Here is a 23,339-nt window from a genome sequence, read left to right as displayed (position 1 = left end):
GCTTGAGCCGCGGGACCGGGTCCGGCGGCACCCGTGAAACCCGGGTCCTCCCGCAGCGGGATCAGGGGACCGAGCACTTGCCGTTGTTGGCCACCAGGGCACCGAGCGTAGCCGTATCGCCAATCTCGGCCAGCTGCTGGAGGTACTCCGCGGTGATCTGTGGCTCCGCCGGCGCCTCCGGGGCGTCGGCCGGTTCCGGTGCCGGCTCGTCCGCCGGGCCGGCCCCGCCCTCGCCGGCGGTGGTTTCTCCGCCGCCGGCACCCGGGCCGCCGCCGTCGCCGTCGTCCTTGGGATCTTTCTGCCCAGTCTGCTCTTCCTGGGTGAACATCTCCTGAACACGGGGATGGATCACGGAGAAGTCCGGGTAGGTGACGAAGTTCTCCGCCGCGGTGCCGAAGTCCGGCGGTCCGATGGTCAGGCGCTTCACCTTTTGGTCTTTGGCCTTCAGCGCCAGCGAGACGAAGCTGCCCAGCTGGGAACTGGGAATGTCCGTTTCGACGACCTGTTCGCCGGCTTCGGCCAACTGCTGGAAGCGGGTCAGCACCGTTGCCGGGTCCAGCTGCTTGACCATCGCGGACATCACGCACTGCTGGCGCTGGACGCGGTCATAGTCGGTGGCGAATTCGCGGGAGCGGGCGTACCAGAGGGCGTGGTATCCGTCGAGCTCCTGGACGCCCGGGGCGATCCAGCCCTTCGGCGGGTAGTGCTGATTGGTGCCGGGGATGGTCCTGTTGGAAATGGGCACCCAGCCGCCGGCGTTCACCGTGATGCCGCCCATCGCGTCCACCAGGGCTTCGAAGCCGTCCATGTCCACGAGGGCATACGCCTGGATCTCGATGCCCAGGATCCCGCTCACGGCGTCCTTCATGGCTTCCGCGCCCGGGTTCTTGGCATCCGGGTAACGGTCGGCGTGGTTTTGCTCCACGTCGACGTACAGGGCGTTGATGATGCACTCGTCACCGCAGCTGAAGCCTTCCGGATAGACCTCGCGCATCGGAGAGTCTGCCGGGAACGGGGCGTTTTGGAAGTTGCGCGGGATGCCGAACATGACGGTCTGGCCGGTCTTCGCGTCGACGCTGACCACCTGGATGCTGTCCGGCCGCAGCCCGACCCGTCCGGCACCGGCGTCGCCGCCCATCAGCAGGAAATTGTAGCGGCCGTCCACCGGGTCGAACGCGGGCCGGGTTTCGAAGATGCTGCTGAAGACGTTGCGGCTCACGTTGAGCAGGTAGGCGGCGTAGCCCAGGCTGCCGCTGGTGAGCACCATCAGGGCAACCAGCGTCACCGCCACCGCCGGCTTGGCTCCCGGGGCCAGCAGGTTTGGCCTGATAATGCGCAGGGTGTTCAAAAACAGGAACGCCCAGAACAGCGCCAGCGCCGCCAGCACCACAATCAGCGCCAGCGAACCCCATCGGTCGGTCGCCAGGTTCACCAGCAGCGGCCAGTTCACCACGGCCATGACGGCCGCGGCCAGGATGGCGGCCCAGGCCAGCAGCGTCACCCCCAGGGCGCGCCGGCCCAGCCTGCGGTCCCCGGCCACGATTTGGGCGCTGCCCGGGACGAGCAGGGTCAGCAGCAGCAGGACGAAGGCGCGCTTGGTGCGCACCGGTGCCGGAGCGTGCTGGGGGTAGCGGACCGGATCGGTCACCCCGCGCGCCGAAGACCCCGACGCCCGCCTGGGCGGCTGGGGACCCACCTTCCTAGGCCTCGCCGGAGCCGGCTACGCGTTCACGCAGCGCGGCTCCTTTGTCGTAGGCGGCCTGGCGCAGGCCGGAAGCGAACTCCAGCAGGGCCGGCTGCAGCCGTGCGGCCAAGTCGTCGCCGCCGGCTGCCAGCATCCGCACGGCCAGCAGGCCGGCATTGCGGGCTCCGCCGATGGACACGGTGGCCACCGGTACGCCGGCGGGCATCTGCACGATGGAGAGCAGGGAGTCCATGCCGTCCAGGTACTTCAGGGGCACCGGCACCCCGATCACCGGCAGCGGGGTCACGGAGGCGAGCATGCCGGGCAGGTGCGCGGCACCGCCGGCGCCGGCGATGATGATCCGGAGCCCCCGGGAGTGCGCGTCACGGCCGTAACCGATCATGTCTTCCGGCATGCGGTGCGCGGAGACGACGTCGGCCTCGTAGGGGACGCCGAATTCCTCCAGCGCCTGTGCGGCGGCCTCCATGACGGGCCAGTCGGAATCCGACCCCATCACGACCCCGACTACCGGCTTGTTGTTCATGGTTTGCCTTCCTGGGGGTCCACGCCGTCACGGACAATCGCCGCCACACGGTTTGCGCGCCGCCGCAGTTCCTCGACCTGGGACGCATCGCGGCCCACCACATTGACATGGCCGATCTTCCGGCCGGGACGGACCGACTTGCCGTAGCCGTGCAGCTTGACGGACGGTTCGGCCGCCAGCGCGCGCGGGTAGGCCGAGAACAGATCCGTATTTGCGCCGCCCAGATAGTTCTTCATGACGACGACGCCACCGAGCAGGGACGTATCGCCCAGCGGCAGATCCAGGACCGCCCGCAGGTGCTGCTCGAACTGGCTGGTGACCGACCCGTCCTGGGTCCAATGGCCGGTGTTGTGCGGACGCATGGCCAGTTCGTTGATCACGAAGCCTGCTCCGCGTCCCGGGGTGGCGAACAACTCGGCGGCCATCACGCCGGTCACGCCCAGCTCGTCGGCCAGCCGAAGCGCCGCCTGCTTGGCAGCCTCGGCGACGTCCTCCGGCAGCTCCTGCGCCGGCGCGATCACTTCGTCACAGACGCCGTTGACCTGGATGGTGTGCACCACCGGCCAGGCCCGCGCTTCGCCGGAGGGAGTCCTGGCTACCAGCGCCGAGAGCTCCCGGCTGAACTCGACTTTTTCTTCCACCAGCAGCGCGCCGCCGGTGAACCAGTCGGCCGCTTCGACGGCTGCGGCCGCGTCGCGGATGATCCGCACTCCCTTGCCGTCGTAGCCTCCCCGCGGCGTTTTCAGCACCACCGGCCAGCCGATCTTGCCGCCGAAGGCAACCAGCTCGTCGACTCCGGAGACAGACGCCCATGCCGGGTTTGGCAGCCCCAGCTTGTCCACCACCGCCCGCATGACCAGCTTGTCCTGCGCATGGATCAGCGCATCCGGCTGCGGCTGCACGTTGACGCCTTCCGCAATCAAGGCCTGCAGATGTTCGGTGGGGACGTGCTCATGGTCGAAGGTCATCACGTCCAGGCCCTGCGCGAATTCGCGCAGCGCCTGCAGGTCGCGGTAGTCGCCCACCGGTGCCGTGGCCACCGCCGGGACCGCCGAAACATCGGCGGCCTCGGCCAGAACACGCAGTTCAAAGCCGAGCTCTACCGCACACGGTGCCATCATTCGGGCAAGCTGGCCGCCGCCCACTACGCCGATCACTGGAAAACTCACCTAGTCAGGGTACCGAACAGGCCCCGGACGAGCGGCATTGCGCTTCCCGCGGCGGGGACGTCCTAGGTAACGCCCAGACTGGAGCAATACAATAGTGCGTCGGCCGGCACTGCTCCGGCATCCGAGCGAAAGGGATCCACCTTCGATCATGAATCGAACTATTTCCGAGCGCCTGCGCGCCATCGTTTCCCTTTTTTGGCGGGAAGTGGCGAAGTTCGGCACGGTCGGCGGGATCGCCTTCATCGTGGACAACGGCGTGTACTGGTGGCTGATCAACGGGCCCATGGACGACAGCGTGGTGAAGGCGCGGTTCGTTTCCGCCTCCGTGGCGACACTGTTTTCCTGGGTAGCCAACCGCTATTGGACGTTCCGTCATCGCCGCCAGGCGAACGTGCTGCGCGAACTGGTGCTGTTCATCGTCATCAATGTGATCGGGATGGTGGTCTCCGCCGGCTGCGTGTGGATAGCCCGCTACCCGCTGGAGGTGACGGACCGGACCATGCTGCTGTTCGCGGGGATCGTCGGGACGGTCCTGGCCACTGTCATGCGCTTCTTCGCCTACCGGTTCCTGGTGTTCAACGTTGAGCTGGACGCCGAGCCGGAGTTCGCTGCCGACCGCAAGATCTTCGAACGCCACCACGAGGAGCAGGCCGCCCCCCAGCCTCCCGCGGACGCTGCACCGGAGGTCGACGGCCCCCAGTCGTCGGGCACTGCGCGCGGCTAGGCAGGGTCCGGGCCGGATCGTCGGGTCACAGTTGAACGGTGACCCGCTCGCTGTCCAACAACCGTTGGGTTACCCCTACCTCCGGGTGCACCAGCACGACCGTGCCGCCGCCCTGCCACGTTGCCAAGGCTTCGCGGAGCACATCCGGCCAGGGGGTTTGCGCCGGCACCAGCAGGGTCCTGCCGGCTGTCGGCCGGCCCAGAAGCTCGGCGAAGGTGAGGGACCCGCCGTCGTACTCCAGGGCCAAGCCGTTTGCCGCCAAGGAATCCATCCCCAGATAGTCGTCCGCGTAGGTCCGAACCTCCGCAGCGTAATCCAAGACGTCGTCGGGCAATTCCCCGGGCCAGCGCAGCTGGAGCGCCCCGAGGGCGACCACGACCTGATGCGGGCCGCTGTCCTGCCCCAGGAGGGTGGGATCCGCCGCCACCACCACATCGGCGGTCCGGGCGCCCTCGTCCAGCCGGACCGTGGCGCCCGCCTGCCACGCGGCCAGCGCCCAGACCAACGACCGCCAGTGCGGCTCCATCCGAAGACCCACGCTCGTTCCCTCTCCGGCGTCCAGCTCCTCGGCCAGCAGGTTCGCCGTCTTGGCCACCCAGTTGTCCAGCACCCGGCCGGACAGCTCGACGCGTTCTCCCTGCGGCCCGTACCAGACCAGGCAGGGGGAGGAGTCCGGGCGCAGCCGGGCAAGCAGATCGGTGATCGTGGCGGTAGTGCTCACGGTGCTCCTTAGGGTCGGGTTCCTGGCGCGGCCGGACGCGGGCTGACGCCGGCACGGGTTCGATTGTGACGCACATCACGGAGGCAAGTCCTCGCGTGGCGTACGCGGATTTGGCTGCCGGGTCTCTAAGATTCCCGCCGGCGCTTGACTTGAACGTATTACACCCATGTAATTAGTTATTAAACGTGTAACAGCATGCTTGTGTCCGGCGCTGAGATCCAGCGCTGGACATGAATCTAGCATCACGCTGGTACAGGAACTCCGGGAGGGCTGATGGGGCAGGCAGAACGTAGTGCGCACCGGCGGGAGCTTGAAGCGCAGGCTTCGGCACCGCACGGATCGCGCGGCGTACCGGCAGACTGGTATGTGGATCCGGCCGATCCGACGGCGGCAGAGCGCTTCCGCGAATCCAGCCAAGAGACGCTCGAGGACGCGGCCACCGCCTTCCTCGCGGCGCACGAAGCGTTGGCGGAGGGACCCGGTGCCGAGGTGCTGGAGCTGACTGCTCCCCGCCTGCTCCGGGAACCGGCCGAGGCCGATCCTGCACCGAAACCGCTGTGGATCGGGCTGCCGGGCTTCGGCGCCGGCTATGAGGACGAGGGTGAACTCGGCTGGCAGGCCGATGCCCTGTGCGCCCAAACGGACCCGGAAGCGTTCTTCCCGGAGAAGGGCGGCTCCACCCGCGACGCGAAAAAGGTCTGCGGTGCGTGCACGGTGCGCTCGCAGTGCCTGGAGTATGCGCTGGCCAATGACGAGCGTTTCGGCATTTGGGGAGGGCTGTCGGAGCGCGAGCGCCGCCGGCTACGGAAAAGAGCACTCTAATTCAGCAGCAAGTTCGCGTCACCGCCGTTGTGGTAGCCCATAACGGCGCTTCCTACCTGCCCCAAACCCTGGCCGCCCTGGCCCGGCAGACGAGACCCGCCGATGTCCACATCGGGGTGGATACCGGGTCGTCCGATGAGTCCGCTGACCTGCTGCGCGCGCAGCTGCCCGCCGGAAGCCCGGTGGCCGCGGCCTCCACCCGCGCCGGCTTCGGCGCCGCGGTGCGGGTGGGACTGGCCGAGCTGCCCAAGCAGGCCGTTGACGACGGTCCGGCACAGGAATGGCTGTGGCTGCTGCACGACGATGCCGCGCCGGACCCCGACGCGCTCGAGGAACTGCTGCTCGCCGTGGAAACGGCGCCGTCGGTGACCATCGCCGGCTGCAAACAGGTGGACTGGGACAACCCGCGCCGACTGGTCGACGTGGGCCTGACCGTGAGCCGCTGGGCCGAGCGGCTGACCATGATCGACGTAGATGAGATGGACCAGGGCCAGTACAACGGCCGGAGCGACTTCTTCGCGGTCAATTCCGCCGGCATGCTGGTGCGCCGCGACGTCTTCGACGAGCTGGGTGGGTTTGATCCTGCCCTGCCCGGTACCGGTGATGACGTGGACCTGTGCTGGCGGAACCGCCTGGCCGGCCACCGCGTGGTGGTTGTTCCTACCGCGAGGGTCCGCCATGCCACCCGCACCGGCGGCCAAGGCACCGCAAGGGAAGCCCGCAAGGCGCAGATCCACCTGCGGCTAAAGCATGCGGCGTGGTGGCAGGTACCGTTCCTGTGGATCGGAGCCCTGCTCGGCGGGGTGTACACCTTCCTGGCCTCGGTGGTGGCCAAAGACCCGATGCACGGCCTGCGGCAACTCGGTGCCACCCTGGCCGCCTTGTTCCGTCCCGCAGGCTTCTTCGCTTCCCGGCGGCAGGCGGCCAAGACCCGCAAGGCCTCGCGGGGGATAGTGCGCCCGCTGATGGTCCCGCGGCGCGAGGTCTGGGCCTACCGGCGCTCACTCGCCGAGTCGCTGCGGCCCGAGCTCGCCGTCGGCGTAGTGGGCGACGGCTCCGGCTCGGACGCCGGCAGCAGCGACCAGCCCACCGGCGGATCCGACGACTTCGCCGCCCTCGCCGCGCCCGCCCGGACCTGGGTCGGTACGGGACTGGTGGCCGCCGCCGTCGTGCTGGCCCTCGTGTCCACGGTGGGCATGTTTGACTTCTTCGGGGCACCGGCGCTGGTGGGCGGCGGACTGCTGCCGGTCTCGGCCACCGTGGCGGAAATCTGGCACAACGCGTCAAGCTGGTGGATCTCGCTTGGTTCCGGCGTCCCCGGGCACGGGGACCCCTTCGGCTACGTCCTGGCTGTCCTGGCCGTGCTGGGTCTGGGGAACGGCTCTGCCGCCGTCCTGACGCTGGTGCTGCTGGCCATGCCGTTGGCCGCCGCCGGCGCCTGGTTCGCCGCCGGGGCGCTCACGCAGCGGCGCGGCCTGCGCTTCTGGGCCGCCATGTTCTGGGCGAGCGTTCCGGCGTTCCAGGTCGCGTTGGGCACCGGCCGGCTGGGCGCGCTGATTGCCCACCTGCTGATCCCGTGGGCCGTTCTCGGCCTGCTGCGCGCCACCGGCTCCGCCGTGCAGCGCGCCGACGCCAACCGGCCGCTGCTGCCGCACGAAGCCGTGCACAAGCCCGGCATCAACGGCAATCCCTCATGGACCGCCGCGGCGGCGGCCGGACTCTGCCTGGCCGGCATCACGGCGTCGGCGCCGGCGCTGCTGCCGGTGGTTGTCGTCTTTATTGCCGTCCTGATGCTGGCCTTGCGCCGCCGGGCCAAAACCGTCTGGTGGGCGCTCATCCCGCCGCTGGCACTCGCCCTGCCGATGTTCGCGGCCGGGCTGGACGAGCCGCGCGCGCTCTTGGGTGATCCCGGCCTGCCGCTGGCCTTCCACGCCGCCCCGCTGTGGCAGCAGCTGATGGGCTTCCCGCTCGCCTTCGGCCCCGCCGACGGGCTGGCCGGAGCCGGGATGCTGGAGGAACTGGCCGAGGGGCCGTGGGCGCTCCTCTACGCGCTCGTCGTCGCCGTGCCGATGCTCGCGGTGGCCGTGGCCGGGGCGGTCATGGGCAAGGGGGCCGGCCGCGCTCGGCTGCTCTGGCTCGGCGCGTTCCTGACCCTCGCGGCCTCCCTCGGTTCGTCGATGGTGGCCACCGCCGTCGCACCGGGAGCCGTGGTCACCCCGTTCACCGGTCCCTTTGTGTCGCTGGCCCTGTTCCTGCTCCTGGGCGCGGCCCTCATCGCCGGAGACCGAATGCGGCACGACCTGGCCGCCTCGGGGCGCCCGGCGTCCGGCCTGCGGCGCAGCGTGGCGGTGGCCGCCGCCGTCCTCATGGCCTTGGGGCCGGTGGTGAGCCTGGCGCACTGGCTGGTGCCCCAGTTCACCGGCTACACATCGTCCAGCGAGACGCGGACGCTGACGGATTTCGGCACGCACCTGACGGTGGCGCCCGGGGCCGACCGGACGCTGCCGGCCACCTCCGCTGACAGCGGGACCGGGCCGGAGCAGGCGCGTGCGCTCGTGTTGACGGCGGGAACCGGCGGTGCGGTGACGGCGGCCGTGATGCACGGCAGCGGCACCACCCTGGACCAGCTGTCGGCGATCTATTCGGCGCGGGCCCTGGCCGGTCCGCTGACCGAAGCCCAGGTGCGCACCGACGACGACGCCGACTCCGAACTGCGGAACACGGTAGCTGTCATCGTGGCGGGCACCGGCGTGGATCCGCGGCCCTCCCTGGTGCGGCTCGGCGTGGACTTCGTGGTGCTGCAGGAATCCGACACGGCAGCCGAACTGCTGGCCGGCCGCATCGACGCCGTGCCGGGACTGACCTCGGTGGGACGCACCGACTCCGGTTGGCTGTGGCGGGTCGTCGGAACGACGGGCAAGGACGGCACCGCGGCGGGCCAACTGACCGCCAGGGTGCGCCTGGTCGACGCCAACGGCGACCTGCTGCAAACTGTGCCGTCCGGCTGGACAGCGGCGGGCGGCGAGATTCCCGCCGGCGAGCCCGGACGACGACTGATCCTGGCCGAGCGGACCGACCCGGGCTGGACGGCTACCTTGAACGGCCAGCGGCTGGAACCGTCGCAGGACGGCTGGGCCCAGGCGTTTGAAGTGCCGGCAGCAGCGGGTACCGTGAAGATCGGCTATTCGAGCCCCTGGTCGCCGTGGATCGGAATCCTCCAGGTGCTCGCCATCGGACTGACCGTCCTGCTCGCCATACCGATCCCGGCGCGCCGTCGGTTCGTGCCGCGCCGGGTCGACCACATCAAGACCACGGGGGCGGATGCCGGCACCGCTGAACTGCGCAGGGCAGCATTCGAGGACCCGGGCGACGGCGCGGCAGTTGCCTTGGCCGGAAAAGGACAGCAAGGATGACCGAGACGGGTGGCCGCGGCGAGGAGCCGCGGGCGACAGACGCAGGGACCGGTGCAACCGCCGCCGCCCAATCCGCACAGGACGGCGGCCAGCCGCAGCGCGAAAGCGTGGCCGAGCCTGCGCAGCCGGTCGACCGCAAGGCCGAGCCGGATCAGCCGGCCGACCGCAAGGCCGCCAAGCGGGCTGCGCGGCGGGACCGCACACGCGATGCCGCTGCCGGCAAGGCGGCCGCACGCTCCGGCAGTTCCACCGCAAGCGGCACGCCCAAGGGCGGCGGCGGGCGGCGGACGCTGGGCGCCGTCTCCGGAGCGGGCCTTCTGCTGCTGACCGGAGCGGCGGTAGCCGCCGGCAGCCTGGTGGACGTGCCGGGCGCGGCCGCCGAGCGCCCGCCCGTGTCCGCCGCCGTCCCGGCCGGGGACTACACCGCCGTCTGCCCGGAGCCTCTCCGGCTGCTCGACACTGCCGCCGAAGACACCGATCCCCAGTTCAGCCCGGTCTCTACCACGGCGCAGACCCGGGCCAGGGCCCTGGTGCTCAGCGACCTCGGCGGCAACGTCCCCGGCAGCGAGTTGACGGAACTGGGGGCGGGCACCCCGCTTGCGCGCATCGCCGAACCGACGGAAAAGTCATCCGGCGAGACCAAGATGGTGGCGTCCGTGGTGTCCGGACAGGATCTGTCCGCCCCCACCGTGCTGCGGGCGGCCCCGATGGGGGAGTCCACGGCGCTGGCCGGTGCGGCAATGACCTACCGTGCCTCCGACGGCGACCTGCGCGGACTGGCCGCGGCCAACTGCATGGCACCTGCCAATGATTTCTGGCTGCTCGGCGCCTCCACCACCGTGGGGACCACCTCCGTGTTGAAACTGCACAACGGTTCCCAGACCCCGTCCTCGGTTGACCTCGAACTGATCTCCTCCGAGGGGCAGATCCAGGCTCCGGGCACCCGCGGGCTGCTGGTCGCCCCGGGGGAGTCCCGTTCCATCGTGCTGGCGGGCGTGGCCGCGAACCAGGAATCGCTGGCCGTGCGCGTGCAGTCCTCCGGCGGCCCGGTGACCGGCTTCATCCAGCAGAGCATCCTGCGTCAGCTGACCCCCGGCGGCGTCGAGCTGCTGCAGGCGTCTGCCCCGGCCGGAACGCGCCAGGTGGTCACGGGAATCACCGTCCAGGACGAGAAACTGGCACGGGCGATCCGGGGCCAGGACGGCTACGGGAACGCCGCGCCGGCGCTGGAGGTGGCGGTGCCCGGCGTGACCGACGCGGTCCTGGAAGTGCGCGTGTTCGGTTCGGACGGGCCGGTCGGCCTCCCGGGCGGCGGCGTCATCACCGCGGCGGCCGGCAGCGTCACCAGGGTGCCGCTGGAGTCCCTGCCCGCCGGCACGTATTCCGTCGAAATCAGCGCCGACGTGTCCATCGCTGCCGCCGCACGGGTCAGCAGGGCAACCGAGACGGGCGAACCGGTGGACTTCGGGTGGTCACCTGCCGCCGGTCGCCTTGGCAGCAACCATCTGGCAGTCGTGCCGGGCGGTGTCAGCTCCAGGATGGCCTTCAGCGCGCCGTCCGGGGACGCCACGGTGGAAATCACCCCGGTGGATCTGAAAGGCAAGGTGGGCGAGAAGCAGGTGGTCAGCGTCCCCGCCGGAACCACCGTGACCCTGGATCCCAAGGCCGACGCCGCGGCCCTGTTGATCAGCGCCTCCGGCGAAGCCGTCTACGGTGCCCAGGTCCTGACCGACGGCGGTGCACCCGATGTTGCGGTCCTGCCGGTGCCCGCCGGGACGCAGGCGCAGAACGCCGTGCCGGTCGACATCGGGTATTAGGAAGACGGGGCGCCGGGACCGCAACGCCCGATCAGGGGCGGGTCCGGCCGTAACCGGGGTCAACCGCTTCCGGTGCCATGTTCAGCAGCTGCGCGGTCTGCTCCACCACCACATCGTGGATGAGCTCCGGAAGCTCGGCCCGCAGCCGGGCGGCCGTCTGGACCGGCTGCCGGAACACTGTCACCACCGCCGGGCGGCCCGGCGAGGCCGGAGTGAAGCTGCCCAGCGGCGCGGCCTGGCCGCTGGCCAGCAGCTCCTCGAGGCGGGGCGGAATGTCTTCGACCACGAATTGGGCTGCTTCGACCCGCTCCCCCCAGAAGTACGCCAGCCGCTCGGCGGACTCCGAGACCCACTGCTCGAACTGTTCCGACCTGGTCAGATGGCCGGGCAGGTTGGCGGGCAGCAGGTCGCCGCGCAGCCCGCGCCCGCGGCGGTTCCGGCGTCGTGCGGCAAACGGACGGCGCCAGCCACCGCCGTCGCTATCCAGCGAGAGGGTCAGTGATGGTCCGTTGTCCATATACCGACTTTAAGCCCGGGAACCGGAATAAGGCACCCGGCCCCCGCAGCCGGTGCGCCGGAGCGTCCGGGGGAGCGGCGTCCGGCGCGACCCGATTGTGACCTAATCTTTTCTTCACCGGCCCGCGCCGGTGGTCCGGAAGGAGGGAGGCCGGGAGTAGGATGCTCTCTCGTGGGATCCTTTCGTCAATGTTCACGCTCGGCCTGTCAACGGTCGGCCATCGCTACTTTGACATACGTGTATGCCGATTCCACTGCCGTCCTGGGCCCGCTGGCGACCTACGCGGAGCCGCACTGCTACGACCTGTGCGCCGAGCACGCCGAACGGCTGACCGTGCCCCGCGGCTGGGAAGTCATGCGGTTGGCCCTGCCGGAGCAGGCGCCGGTCCCCAACCCCGACGACCTGTTGGCCTTGGCCGACGCCGTGCGCGAGGCCGCCCGCACGCCGGACGCGCCCGACGAGGCGCCCCAGCCGCGCGGCCAGCGTGAGCCGTTGGAGCCTCCGGCAGGTGCTGCCGGCACCCGACGCGGACACCTGCGCATTCTGCGCGGACAACCGTAGGGCGATACGCTGGGACGCGGACAGCCCGCCGTGCCGGCAACTGCCGTCCGTTGCGAACCCCCGCACCGCCGCCCCGGAAGCGGACGCAGCCGAAGCTGCTGGAGATCAAAGGACACCATTGCATGGCACATCTGACCCCCGAACTGCTGGCGGTTTTGCGCTGCCCGGGCACCGGTTCATCACTCGCCCAGGAGGGCGACGAGCTGGTCTCGACCGGCCGCACCGCCGCCGGAGCCCGGCTGCGCTACCGGATCGAAGACGGCATCCCGGTGCTGCTGCCGCAAGCCGCCCCGGCCGCCGGCGCCATTGATTCAACCAACGACGGCGCCGCTGCTTCCCCCAACGACGGCCCCGCTGACGACGCTTAGGAGCATGACTGTGACGTTCGATTACAAGGTCAAGGACCTCTCGCTGGCAGCCGCCGGCCGCCACCAGATCCGCCTGGCGGAGCACGAGATGCCGGGATTGATGGCACTGCGCGCGGAGTTCGGCGAGGCCCAGCCGCTGGCCGGCGCCCGGATCGCCGGTTCCCTGCACATGACGGTGCAGACCGCGGTCCTGATCGAAACCCTGACTGCACTCGGAGCGGAGGTCCGCTGGGCCTCCTGCAACATCTTCTCCACCCAGGACGAGGCCGCCGCCGCCGTCGTGGTGGGCAAGGGCACGCCGGAAGAGCCGCAGGGCGTGCCGGTTTTCGCCTGGAAGGGTGAAACGCTCGAAGAATACTGGTGGACGGCGGAGCAGATCCTGACCTGGCCGGGTGCCGCCGAGAACCCCGAGCTGGGACCGAACATGATTCTGGACGACGGCGGCGATGCCACCCTGCTGCTGCACAAGGGCGCCGAATTCGAAGCCGCCGGTGCCGTCCCCTCGGCCACCGCCGACGACCCGCACGAGTACACGATCATCCTGGACGTGCTGCGCGCCTCGTTGGCCAAGGACCCGCAGAAGTTCACCCGGGTCGCCGCCGGCATCCGCGGCGTCACCGAGGAAACCACCACCGGCGTGCATCGGCTCTACCAGCTGGCGGAGCAGGGCCAGCTGCTGTTCCCGGCGATCAACGTCAACGATGCGGTGACCAAGTCCAAGTTCGACAACAAGTACGGCATCCGCCATTCGCTGCCGGACGGCATCAACCGGGCCACCGACGTTTTGATGGGCGGCAAGACCGCCGTGGTTTGCGGCTACGGCGATGTCGGCAAGGGCGCGGCGGAGGCGCTGCGCGGCCAGGGCGCCCGCGTCGTCGTCACCGAGATCGACCCGATTTGTGCCCTGCAGGCCGCCATGGACGGTTACCAGGTCACCGCCCTGGACAAGGTCGTCGGCGAGGGCCACATCTTCATCACCACGACCGGCAACAAGGACGTCATCATGGCGTCCGACATGGTGAAGATGCGCGACAAGGCCATCGTGGGCAACATCGGCCACTTCGACAACGAGATCGACATGGCAGGCCTGGCCAACGTCGAGGGTGTCCGGAAGGTGGAGATCAAGCCGCAGGTCCACGAATGGGTCTTCGATGCCGGCCTGGCGACCGAACGCTCCATCATCGTGCTCTCCGAGGGCCGCCTGCTGAACCTGGGCAACGCCACCGGGCATCCTTCGTTTGTCATGAGCAACTCCTTCGCCAACCAGACCATTGCGCAGATCGAGCTGTTCACCAAGCACGGCAAGCCGGCCGAGGGCTCGGCCACCGGCGAGCCCGAATACGCCAACCAGGTCTACGTGCTGCCGAAGGTGCTCGACGAGAAGGTCGCCCGGCTGCACCTGGGCGCACTCGGCGTCGAACTCACCGAACTGAACAAGGAACAGGCCGAGTACCTGGGCGTGGACGTCGCCGGCCCGTACAAGCCGGACCATTACCGCTACTGATCGGGACCGGACGGCTAACGGCGGAGCGCCCCGCCGTTGGCCGTCCGGCTAATGGTTACCGGATTGTTGGGCGGACCCGCCCGCAATGACGCGTCCTTCGGCTTCGCGCGCCCTACGATGGAAACAGGGTGCTGCTGTGCCCTTCAGCGGCGAGCACATGCCGCCGAGGTCTCGTGAGTTGGGTTGGGATGACTGAGGATAAAAAGAAGCGCAAGGGCCTCAAGATTGCCCTGCTGTGCATCATCGGAGTGCTGGTGGCCGCGGCCGCGGCCGTCACTGCGGCGGCCATGGCGTCGCCGACTTTCGCCTCCCAGCTGGGACGGGTGTTCGCCGCCGCGCCGGCCGAGCGGCCGGGCTTCTCGGAGCCGGTCGTCAAGGCGATGTCGGTCGGAGTCACCCCGGAAGACAAAGCCGTGGAAGTCAATCCGGCCACCGTGGCCACCATCACCGCCAAGAACGCCACGATCAAGAATGTGGTGTTAACGCCGGCGGGGGGCGGCGAACCGATCGCCGGCGAACTGTCCGCGGACGGCAGCCAATGGAAGGCAACGGAACGCCTGGAGTTCCTGACCGAATACGACTTCGGCTACACGCTCGTGGACCGCGCCGGCACCGAGACCGCCAAGCAGCAGAGCTTCACCACCGTGCTGGCACCGAACCAGGCCGACGGCTGGATGTATCCGCTGGACGGACAGAGCGTGGGCATCGCCCAGCCGCTGGAGTTCAATTTCAGTGAACCCGTGCTGAACAAGGAAGCGGTGGAGAAGGCCATTTCCATCACCAGCTCCGCCGGGCAGAAGGGCGAGTTCTACTGGTACTCGGACACGAAGGCCCGCTTCCGTGCGGAAAGATACTGGGAACCGAACAGCACCGTGACCGTGGACATGAAACTGTTCGGCGTGGAGTTCGGCAACAACATGGTCGGGATGAACGACGAGAAGATTACCGTCAACATCCTCGATGACCGCAGGGCGATCGTGGACAACAAGACCAAGACCATGAAGATCTACGTGGGCGGTGAGCTGGCCAAGACCTTCCCGGTTACCCTGGGCGACCCGAACTGGCCGTCCAGCAAGGGCATCCACCCGATCATGGACATGCATGCGTCGCTTCCGTTCAACCCGCGCAGCATCGGGCTCAAACCGGGAGACCCGGACTGGTACGAGCCGTTTGACGCCAAGTACGCCAGCCGGTTGAGCAACAGCGGCGAATTCGTCCACACGACCCTTGACCCCTCGGCCTTGGGCGTGCGCAACATTTCGCACGGCTGCGTGGGCATGTCCGAAGCCGGCGCCCGGTACTTCTACGAGACCATGCGGACCGGGGACATCGTGGATATCCGCAACACCGACGGCGGGTTCCTGGATCCGACGGACGGTTTCGGGGACTGGAACGTGGATTGGAAGACCTGGACGTCGCAGGACAAGAGCTAGCCGTTTCGCGGTCCGCCCGGCCGGGCGGACCGCGCGGCCGCCCCTAGTCCCGGCGGCCGCCCCTAGTCCCGGCGGCCGCTCCTAGTCCCGGAAGGGCAGGGAATGCAGCCGGGCGCCGCGCTCGGCGGCGCGTTGCTGCTGCCGGGCCAGCCGGGCAAAGTCGCGTTCGCGCCGTTCGGCCATCACTGCCAGCAGGTACATTTCCGGCGGCGTCCCAGCCGGCGGCGGGGGAGAGACATAGCCGGCGGCCTCGTTGGCCAGGGCCGTGGCCAACCGCGCGCGGGACGCCGGAATCATCTTGGGCGCCTGGGAGAGAAACTGGACAATCCGCCGGGCCAGTGGTTCCGGCAGCCGCCCCATGTCCGCGAGCTTCACCCACGGGGCCAGCTGCGGGGGAATTTCCGGCAGGACCTTCGGCATGACCGCGACGCGTTCCCGCATGCTGTAGGTGCCCGCCAACAGGTCGCCAAGGCGCTTGGACCTGTCGTTGAACAGGGCCACCATGAAGGCCACCGAACCGAGCAGGATATACAGTTCGAAGACAGCCACGAGGCCGCGGATGAGCGCATGCCGGAAGCGGATGGCACCGCCGTCGTCACGCACGATCCGCAGCCCCATGATCCAGCGTCCCAGCGACTTGCCGCGCGTGAGCGTTTCCACGGCGATGGGCACGCCGACCAGGAAGAACAGCACCACCGCGATGACCAGCGCCCGGGCGGCCGCGGCGTCGAACCCGACCTCCAGGGTTTCCGCCAGCAGCACGAAGGCGGCGATCAGCAGGATCACGTTGGCCACCACGTCGATGATCGAGCTCAGCGCCCGGACGCCGAACGACGCCGGCCGCAGTTCCAGCACTACCGCCTCGCCGGTGATGACGTTGCTCATCGGATCCCTTTCCCGGGCGGTCTGTGCCGCGCCCGGTTCCACTCTATCGACCGAGGTGTCCGGCCGGGCGCCGCCGGGAGCCTGGACGGGCGACGGATAGGCTAGGGGCGTGGATATCGATGCCTTCGCCGCGGTGCATGAGCACGATTGGCAGCGGCTGGACGAACTGAGCGCCAAACGAAAGCTCACCGGCGCCGAGGCGGATGAACTGCTCGTGCTCTACCGGCGCACGTCGACCCATTTGTCGATGATCCGCTCGGTCGCCGCCGAGGGCCAACTGTCGGCGGCCCTCTCCACCCGACTGTCGCGGGCCCGGACGCGGTTCACGGGGGCGCGCTCCAACTTCGCCCGGGACGTGGCGGAGTTCTTCGTGTTGTCCCTGCCGGCCGCGTTCTACCGCCTGCGCTGGCTGACCGTGATCATCGGCGCCCTGTTCATCCTGGTCGCCTGGCTGTTCGGCGCCTGGGTGGCGGGAAACCCCGACGTGATCAAGGCGATGGGCTCCAACGAGGAGATCCGGCAGTACGTGGAAGAGGACTTCGTCAATTACTACTCGGAGAATCCCAACGCCTCGTTCGCCGGCATGGTGTGGACCAACAACGCCTGGATCGCCGCGCAGGCGGTGGCCTTCGGAGTGACCGGACTATGGGTGCCGTACATCCTGTTCATGAACGCCCAAGGCGTGGGCATGGCCGGCGGGATGATGGCCGCCTACGACCGGCTGGACGTCTTCTTCATCTACATTTTGCCGCACGGGCTGATGGAAATGACCGCAATCTTCATTGCCGGAGCCGCCGGACTGCGGATCTTCTGGTCCTGGGTCTCGCCCGGCCGGCTCACCCGCGCTGCATCACTGGCCAGGGAAGGCCGGTCGCTGATCACCGTAGCCCTGGGGCTGGTCCTGGTCCTCCTGATCTCCGGCCTCGTCGAGGGCTTCGTGACCCCCAGCGCGCTGCCGGACTGGCTGCGGCTGGGCATCGGTGTACTGGTGCTGGCCGCCTACTGGATCTACACCCTTGTCGTGGGCCGGCGGGCCTACCTGGCGGGGGAGCGCGGCGACCTGGGCCGATTCGACGCCGGCGAGGCCGCAGCCACCGGGTAGCCGCGGTCGAGTCGGCAGGGGCTGAACCGGCGATGGCCGGGTGGGCCGCCCCGGGGTGGCAACCGTGAAGCGTCGCCGGCCGGCGGTAGTCTCATAGGCAGAGAGGCCAGCGGTACAGAAAGAGGCGACGGACGTGGCAGTCGAAGAGGTGAACCCCGGCGGAGACGACCGCAGGGCACGGACAGGGCCGGGAGAAGGCCCTGGCATCGAACCCGAGCGCGCTCCGGCGCCTCCGGTCCCCGCGGTCAACGGCCGGTTTCGGGACGGCGCCAACCCGCTTCCCATGCGGCGGCCCAGCAGGCTGCCGGATCTGAGTGCCGTGTCGAACGGCCAGGGCACCGCGCGCAACGGCGGTGCTTTGGACGGCGCCGGAACGAAACCCCGGAGCAACGCGTCCACACAGCTAGACGCCGACGCGCCGGCCGCAGGGGAAGATGCTGCCGCCGCAGAGGCACCCCGGTCCGGAGCCCCGGCGGCGGCCGGGGGTGCCGCCGGCAGTTCCGCGGCCGGACGGCCGGATCCCGCCGGAGCAGCGGCTGCCGCTCCGGGCGGAGGGCCCCGGCGGACCGGCACAGCCGCCGCCGTCGACCAGGGCCCGGCCGCCCCGAGACCGCTGCCGGCGCGGCCACCAGCGCCGCCCGCCGGCACCGCCGCAACCGCCGGCGGCAGTGACGCGAACCCGGCGACCGGCGCGCTCTCGGTACGCCCGCCGCGCTCGGAGGTTGTCCGGCGCACCACCGAACGCGACGAGGGGATGAACGCCAAACCGCTGGCCGGACGCATACTGCAGGTGGTGCTGGCGGTGCTGTTCCCGCCGCTCCTGATCATCGGGGCCATCCGGCTGGTGGCCACGCCGCTGTTCCTCTGGATCGAGTACCACCGTCCCGGGTTCCCGGCAGACAGCTTTGGCTTCAGCACCGAGGAGCGGATGACCTACGGCTCCTATGCGGTGGACTACTTGCTGAATTTCGCCGGCCCGCGGTACCTGGGAGACCTCTCCGGCCCCAACGGCGGAAGCCTGTTTTTGGACTCCGAGGTCAGCCACATGGCCGACGTGAAGGGCGTGTTCCTCGCGGCCATGATTGCCGGGGCGGTCCTGCTGCTCCTGGCCGTCGTCGCGGCGGTCTACCTGGCCCGTCGCTACCACGGAGGCATCCGGCGCGGCCTGTTCGCCGGTTCCGCCGCGACGCTGATCCTGGTCCTGCTGCTGGGCGTCCTGGGGGCGCTCAACTGGCAGCAGTTCTTCACCGAGTTCCACCGGATCTTCTTCGCCGACGGCACCTGGACCTTCTTCGTGGACGACACCTTGATCCGCCTCTTCCCCGCACAGTTCTGGATGGACGCCGGAATCGTCATTGCCCTGCTGGTTCTGATGGTCTCCTCGCTGGTGCTCGCCCTGACCTGGCCGACCCGCGGGCGCCGTAACCGGAGCGCCGCGGCTGCCGAAGAACGGCGCCGCCGACACGAACTGCTTCTCGCCCGCGAGCAGGACTGAGCTGCAGGGCCTAGCGGTACAGTGATTCGATCTCGTCGGCGAAGTCTTCCAGCACCGTGACGCGCTTGAGCTTCAGTGACGGCGTCAGGTGCCCGGAGGCCTCGGTGAGATCCTGTCCCAGGACCGTGAACTTCCGGATCTGCTCGGCCCGCGAGACCAATTGGTTGGCCTGGTCCACGGCTTGCTGCAGCTCGGCCAGTACCGCCGGGTCTTCCGCGGCATCGGCCACGCTGACCGGGCCGCGTCCGGCCGAGGCAAGCCAGCCCGCCAAGCCCTCTTCATCCAGCCAGACCAGGGCCCCGACGAACGGGCGTCCCTCGCCGACCACTACCGCCTGGGAGACGAGCCGGTGTTCGCGCAGCGCGTCCTCCAGCGGGCCCGGAGCCACATTCTTGCCGCCTGCCGTTACCAGCAGCTCCTTTTTCCTGCCGGTGATGGTGAGGTAGCCGTCGTCGTCCAACGTGCCGACGTCCCCCGTGCACAAGAAGCCGTCCCGGAAGTACTCGGCATTGGCCTCGTTGTTATTGTGGTAGCCGGGGGTGATCCCGATTCCCTTGATCAGGACCTCGCCGTCGTCGGCGATTCTGACGGTGGTGCCGGGCAACGGCAGTCCCACGGTGCCGATCCGGTTGGCCCGGGGCAGGTTCACCGCCGCAGGGGCGGTGGATTCGGTCAGCCCGTACCCTTCCAGCACCGGCACTCCGATGCCGGTGAAGAAATGCGCGAGCTTCGGATTCAGGGCGGAAGCGCCGGAGACGGTGTACTCCACGTGCCCGCCGAACGCCGCGCGCAGCTTTCCGTAGACGAGCCTGTCGAACACGGCGTGCCGGGCCTTGAGCGCCAGGCCGGGCCCGGCGCCGGTGCCGCGTGCCTGCGCATCCCGTGCCCGTGAATAGGCGACCGCCGTCTGCGCCGCCGTGTCGAAGATCCTGCCTTTGCCGCCGTCGTGCGCTTTCTGCCGGGCGGTGGCGTAAACCTTTTCGAACACGCGCGGAACCACCAGCAGGAACGTGGGCTGGTAGGTGCCCAGGTCCTCGATCAACTCGGCCATGCTCGAGGTGTGGCCCATCTTCACTCCGGCGGTCAGGCAGATCACCTGCACGGCCCGGGCCAACACGTGGGCCAGCGGCAGGAACATCAGCGATTTTGCGTCCGGACGCCTGAGGATGTCCGCCAGGAACTCCACGGTGTTGACCGCCAGTTCCGCGAAGTTGCCGTGGGTGATGATGCAGCCGCGCGGCCGCCCGGTGGTGCCCGAGGTATAGACCAGCGAGGCCGCGTCGTGCATGCCCCGGGAGGTCCGGCGCAGTTCCAGTTCCTCGTCGGTGACGGCGGTTCCGCGGGCCTCGAGCTCAGCCAGCCCCTCGGCCTCCCCGTCCAACCGCCACACCGGGAGCCCGGCCGGCAGCCCGGACATGGCCTGGCGCACCACCGCGGCCTTGGCGGCGTCCTCGGCGAACACCAGTTTCGCCGCCGAGTCCTGCAGGATCCACTGCACCTGGTGCGGGGATGACGTCTCGTAGATCGGAACCACCACCGCGCCCGCGAACCAGCCGGCCAAGTCCACCACCGTCCACTCGAACCGGGTCTTGGACATCACGGCAATGGTGTCTCCGGCTTCGATGCCCGAGGCCATCAGGCCCTTGGCCACGGCGCTGACCTGCGCCAGGAGCTCGGCGGCCGGAACATCCGACCAGGCCCCGTTGCGCTTGACCGCGTAGAGGGCCCGCTGCGGGTCGCGCTGATGCTGGGCCACCAGGATGTCGGTGATGTTCGACCCGGCCGGCATCGCTGCCAGGACTTCGGTTACTGCTTCGCGCACTTCGTGCCCACTTTCTGAATCCGGTAAAAGTCGTGTTGTCCTGCCTGCATCAAATCCAACTTGGCATCCACATCCGCCAGCGCCACTGGTCGTAGCCGATCATCTCTGCGGTCCAGACCGGCAGGAAGAACGCCGACACCAGCAGCGCCGCCGCCACGAAGAGCCCGACCACCAGCACGCCTTGGCGCCGGCGCCACGGCGGATCCGTCGGCCGGCCCAACGCCAGCCCGAGCACGTAGGTCAGGGCCAGTATTAGGAACGGCTGGAAGGAGATCGCGTAGAAGAAGAAAGTGGTCCGGTCGGGGTAAAGGAACCACGGCAGGTAGCCGGCCGCGACCCCCGCCAGCACCGCACCCGCACGCCAGTCCCGCCGCCCGGCCCAGTAGAAGAGCAGCACCAGCAGCGAGGCAGCGGCAGCCCACCAGACAAGCGGGTTGCCGACCACCGTGACCGCCTCGGAGCAGCGTGTGGCCGCCCGGCAGGCGCCCTGGCCGGCCTCTTCGGCATGGTAGTAGAACGACGTCGGGCGGCCCATGAACAACCAGGTCCAGGCGTTGGATTCGTACGGGTGTTCGGAATCCAGCCCACTGTGGAAGGTGTAGGCGCTGCGGTGGTACTCGGCCAGCGAGCGCAGCCAGTCCGGCAGCCAGCCCCAGGTCGCGGACGGGTTCGACGCCGCCCAGTGTCGGTCGTAGGCACCGTCCGAGCGCAGCCAGCCGGTCCAGGTCGCCAGATAGGTCAGCGCCGCAGCCGGAATCATGGTGAAGAAGGCCGGCACCCCGTCACGGATCACGCCGGCGGAGAACCACTCCCTGATCCCCGCGGTACGCCGGGCGCCAAGGTCCCAGAACACACACATCAGGCCAAACACCGCGACGAACGCCAGCGCCGACCACTTGGTGCCCACGGCCAGCCCGAGGCAGACGCCTGCGGCCAGCCGCCACGGCCGCCAGAGTACCCACGGGCCGTACAGCAGCCGCGCAGGGTGCGGTATCCCGGAGGGGCCGGCCTGCCGGGCGATCGTCGCGGCCAGCCGGCGCCGTCCGTCCGCGCGGTCCAGCAGCAGCGCGCCGAACGCGGCGACCACCCAGAACATGAGGAACACGTCCAGCAAAGCCGTCCGGGAGTGGACCAGATGGTGCCCGTCGATGGCCGTCAGTAAACCGGCGACCCCGCCCAGTGCCGGCGACTTGAACAATGCCTGCGCGATCAAGGCGATCATCAGGATGGACAGCGTGCCGGTGAACGCGGCGCCGAAACGCCAGCCGAAGCCGTTGTCGGATCCGAAAAGCCACATGCCGGCGGCGATCATCCACTTGCCGACGGGCGGGTGCACCACATATTCGGGGGTATCGAGGAGGACATCCGGGTTGCCCGCGTTGAAGGAGTCGTTGGCGTCTTTGGGCCATTCGCGTTCGTAGCCGGACTGCAGGTAGGAGTAGGCATCCTTGACGTAGTAGGTTTCGTCGAATACCAGCGAACCCGGTTCGCCCAAGCGGTAGAAGCGCAAGACTCCGCCGAGGACGGCCGTGAGCACGGGGAGCAGCCAGGCCCAGAGGCCGAAGCGGCCCGGAACTCCGAGCAGTCGCCGGCGCAGCGCCGCCTCGCTGAACGCCCATCCCGGGGATTCCAGCCAGCCGCCGCGCCGGGCCGCAGCCGGCCTGGATGCGGTTCGGGTCACGGCCATCATGTTACCGACCGGTAGGTGCGGGGGTGTGCGGGGCCACGAGCCGGGACGTCGGCTGCCGAAGGGCGGTCCTCGCTGCAGTGGGGCACATACCGACTCTATATAAGGCGCCGGTGAAAGAGGCGAACGCCGCAGGTAGGGTTGTCCATGTGAATGAGCAGGAACGGGGCGCCCCGGCAGCGCGGCAGGCAGGGCAGATTGTGTTGGCCGGGACGCCGATCGGAAACGTTGGGGACGCGTCGCCACGGCTGGTCGAGTTGCTCCAAACCGCCGATGTAGTCGCGGCCGAAGACACCCGCCGGCTGCACAAGCTGCTGCAACTGCTGGGCATCACGGCCGTCGGCCGGATCATTAGCTACCACGAACACAACGAGGCGGCCCGTACCTCCGACCTGCTGGACCTGGTCCGTGCCGGCAGCACCCTGGTGATGGTGACCGACGCCGGCATGCCGGCGGTCTCGGATCCCGGTTTCCGGTTGGTGGAGGCGGCCGTGGCGGAAGGTCTGGTGGTAACCGCCGTGCCCGGGCCGTCGGCCGTGCTTACGGCGCTGGCGCTGTCCGGCCTGCCCACCGACCGCTTCACCTTCGAGGGCTTCCTGCCCCGCAAGCAGGGGGAGCGCGCCGCGCGGCTTGCGGAGCTCGCCGCCGAGCGGCGGACCATGGTCTTCTTCGAGGCGCCGCACCGGTTGGCGGCCATGCTGCGGGCTCTCGATGCCGGGTTCGGCCCGGACCGCCGCGCCTCCGTATGCCGGGAGCTGACCAAGCTGCATGAAGAAGTGTTGCGCGGTCCGGTCCGCGAACTGCTGGAGTGGGCAGAGACCCATGAGGTGCGCGGCGAGATCGCCGTGGTGGTTGCTGGGGCGCCGGAAGCGGCACCTGAACAGCCCGAAGACCACGTGGAAGGGGTCAACGCGCTGGTTTCGCAGGGTGCCCGGCTCAAGGACGCGGTGGCCGCCGTCGCGGCGGATGCCCGGGTGAGCAAGCGCGAGCTCTACGCCGCGGTCCTGGCCACCCGGACCGGCGGCGGGCGCTGATCCCTGAGCGATGCAGGCGCCGCAGCCGGGGGATGTC

Annotated in this window: 19 protein-coding genes; 11 read left to right on the top strand and 8 right to left on the bottom strand. The window is 69.4% G+C overall.

Features of this window, described 5'->3' with window-relative positions; all coding sequences use genetic code 11:
• Nucleotides 1–61 precede the first annotated feature (61 nt).
• The 3 genes from AC5RV3_RS14060 to AC5RV3_RS14050 are packed head-to-tail and all read right to left on the bottom strand — an operon-like array spanning nucleotide 62 to nucleotide 3,397.
• Entirely contained in the window at nucleotides 62–1,648 is a 1,587-nt protein-coding gene (locus AC5RV3_RS14060) for an LCP family protein (RefSeq protein ID WP_494122674.1), read from the bottom strand.
• 52 nt (nucleotides 1,649–1,700) lie between these two features.
• Complete coding sequence (gene purE, locus AC5RV3_RS14055; protein ID WP_494122673.1) at nucleotides 1,701–2,228, bottom strand: 5-(carboxyamino)imidazole ribonucleotide mutase; 528 nt, start codon at nucleotides 2,226–2,228, stop codon at nucleotides 1,701–1,703.
• Nucleotides 2,225–3,397 (bottom strand): 5-(carboxyamino)imidazole ribonucleotide synthase, encoded by a 1,173-nt coding sequence (locus AC5RV3_RS14050; protein ID WP_494122672.1) that lies wholly within the window; start codon nucleotides 3,395–3,397, stop codon nucleotides 2,225–2,227. The genes purE and AC5RV3_RS14050 overlap by 4 nt, the downstream gene beginning before the upstream one ends.
• 148 nt (nucleotides 3,398–3,545) lie before the next feature.
• On the opposite strand from AC5RV3_RS14050, the gene AC5RV3_RS14045 reads away from it, so the two are divergent.
• Entirely contained in the window at nucleotides 3,546–4,121 is a 576-nt protein-coding gene (locus AC5RV3_RS14045; RefSeq protein WP_494113247.1) for a GtrA family protein, read from the top strand.
• 25 nt (nucleotides 4,122–4,146) lie between these two features.
• On the opposite strand, the gene AC5RV3_RS14040 is transcribed toward AC5RV3_RS14045, so the two are convergent.
• Nucleotides 4,147–4,842 (bottom strand): TIGR03089 family protein, encoded by a 696-nt coding sequence (locus tag AC5RV3_RS14040; RefSeq protein WP_494122671.1) that lies wholly within the window; start codon nucleotides 4,840–4,842, stop codon nucleotides 4,147–4,149.
• A gap of 273 nt (nucleotides 4,843–5,115) precedes the next feature.
• Between AC5RV3_RS14040 and AC5RV3_RS14035 the strand changes: the two genes are divergently transcribed.
• From AC5RV3_RS14035 to AC5RV3_RS14025, 3 genes are read left to right on the top strand one after another with little or no spacing between them, the layout of a single operon-like run.
• Complete coding sequence (locus AC5RV3_RS14035) at nucleotides 5,116–5,664, top strand: WhiB family transcriptional regulator (RefSeq protein ID WP_494113245.1); 549 nt, start codon at nucleotides 5,116–5,118, stop codon at nucleotides 5,662–5,664.
• Entirely contained in the window at nucleotides 5,610–9,077 is a 3,468-nt protein-coding gene (locus AC5RV3_RS14030) for a glycosyltransferase (protein WP_494122670.1), read from the top strand. The genes AC5RV3_RS14035 and AC5RV3_RS14030 overlap by 55 nt, the downstream gene beginning before the upstream one ends.
• Nucleotides 9,074–10,894, top strand: a complete 1,821-nt coding sequence (locus AC5RV3_RS14025) for a DUF5719 family protein (protein WP_494122669.1) — start codon at nucleotides 9,074–9,076, stop codon at nucleotides 10,892–10,894. Before AC5RV3_RS14030 ends, AC5RV3_RS14025 begins: the two co-directional genes overlap by 4 nt.
• 31 nt (nucleotides 10,895–10,925) lie before the next feature.
• Here AC5RV3_RS14025 and AC5RV3_RS14020 read toward each other — a convergent pair whose 3' ends face one another.
• Nucleotides 10,926–11,411, bottom strand: a complete 486-nt coding sequence (locus AC5RV3_RS14020; RefSeq protein ID WP_494122668.1) for a metallopeptidase family protein — start codon at nucleotides 11,409–11,411, stop codon at nucleotides 10,926–10,928.
• Nucleotides 11,412–11,582: 171 nt separating this feature from the next.
• Between AC5RV3_RS14020 and AC5RV3_RS14015 the strand changes: the two genes are divergently transcribed.
• From AC5RV3_RS14015 to AC5RV3_RS14000, 4 genes are all read left to right on the top strand, one after another.
• Nucleotides 11,583–11,972, top strand: a complete 390-nt coding sequence (locus AC5RV3_RS14015) for a DUF3499 domain-containing protein (RefSeq protein WP_494122667.1) — start codon at nucleotides 11,583–11,585, stop codon at nucleotides 11,970–11,972.
• A gap of 122 nt (nucleotides 11,973–12,094) precedes the next feature.
• Complete coding sequence (locus AC5RV3_RS14010; RefSeq protein WP_494113241.1) at nucleotides 12,095–12,340, top strand: Trm112 family protein; 246 nt, start codon at nucleotides 12,095–12,097, stop codon at nucleotides 12,338–12,340.
• 10 nt (nucleotides 12,341–12,350) lie between these two features.
• Entirely contained in the window at nucleotides 12,351–13,844 is a 1,494-nt protein-coding gene (gene ahcY, locus AC5RV3_RS14005; RefSeq protein WP_494122748.1) for an adenosylhomocysteinase, read from the top strand.
• A gap of 188 nt (nucleotides 13,845–14,032) precedes the next feature.
• Nucleotides 14,033–15,277 (top strand): L,D-transpeptidase, encoded by a 1,245-nt coding sequence (locus AC5RV3_RS14000; RefSeq protein ID WP_494122666.1) that lies wholly within the window; start codon nucleotides 14,033–14,035, stop codon nucleotides 15,275–15,277.
• Nucleotides 15,278–15,358: 81 nt separating this feature from the next.
• Here the strand turns inward: AC5RV3_RS14000 and AC5RV3_RS13995 are convergent, their stop codons facing one another.
• The gene (locus tag AC5RV3_RS13995; RefSeq protein ID WP_494122665.1) at nucleotides 15,359–16,162 is read right to left on the bottom strand and encodes an RDD family protein; all 804 of its coding nucleotides are present in this window, start codon (nucleotides 16,160–16,162) and stop codon (nucleotides 15,359–15,361) included.
• 109 nt (nucleotides 16,163–16,271) lie between these two features.
• Here AC5RV3_RS13995 and AC5RV3_RS13990 point away from each other — a divergent pair, with 109 nt between their 5' ends.
• Together AC5RV3_RS13990 and AC5RV3_RS13985 are read left to right on the top strand one after the other, a co-directional pair.
• The gene (locus tag AC5RV3_RS13990; RefSeq protein WP_494113238.1) at nucleotides 16,272–17,264 is read left to right on the top strand and encodes a stage II sporulation protein M; all 993 of its coding nucleotides are present in this window, start codon (nucleotides 16,272–16,274) and stop codon (nucleotides 17,262–17,264) included.
• A 133-nt stretch (nucleotides 17,265–17,397) separates the two neighbouring features.
• Nucleotides 17,398–18,759 carry a TIGR01906 family membrane protein gene (locus AC5RV3_RS13985; RefSeq protein WP_494122664.1) on the top strand — a complete coding sequence of 454 codons (1,362 nt, stop codon included), beginning with the start codon at nucleotides 17,398–17,400 and terminating at the stop codon, nucleotides 18,757–18,759.
• Between the two features lie 10 nt (nucleotides 18,760–18,769).
• On the opposite strand, the gene AC5RV3_RS13980 is transcribed toward AC5RV3_RS13985, so the two are convergent.
• The gene (locus AC5RV3_RS13980; RefSeq protein WP_494122663.1) at nucleotides 18,770–20,581 is read right to left on the bottom strand and encodes an AMP-dependent synthetase/ligase; all 1,812 of its coding nucleotides are present in this window, start codon (nucleotides 20,579–20,581) and stop codon (nucleotides 18,770–18,772) included.
• Between the two features lie 49 nt (nucleotides 20,582–20,630).
• A complete protein-coding gene (locus tag AC5RV3_RS13975) occupies nucleotides 20,631–22,268 on the bottom strand; it encodes a dolichyl-phosphate-mannose--protein mannosyltransferase (RefSeq protein ID WP_494122747.1) in 1,638 nt (545 codons plus the stop codon).
• Nucleotides 22,269–22,417: 149 nt separating this feature from the next.
• Here AC5RV3_RS13975 and rsmI point away from each other — a divergent pair, with 149 nt between their 5' ends.
• Nucleotides 22,418–23,302 carry a 16S rRNA (cytidine(1402)-2'-O)-methyltransferase gene (gene rsmI / locus AC5RV3_RS13970; protein ID WP_494111550.1) on the top strand — a complete coding sequence of 295 codons (885 nt, stop codon included), beginning with the start codon at nucleotides 22,418–22,420 and terminating at the stop codon, nucleotides 23,300–23,302.
• The last annotated feature ends 37 nt before the right edge of the window (nucleotides 23,303–23,339 follow it).

The sequence above is a fragment of the Arthrobacter sp. Y3221114 genome (assembly GCF_059092625.1).
This window is presented reverse-complemented; position numbering and strand designations above follow the sequence as displayed.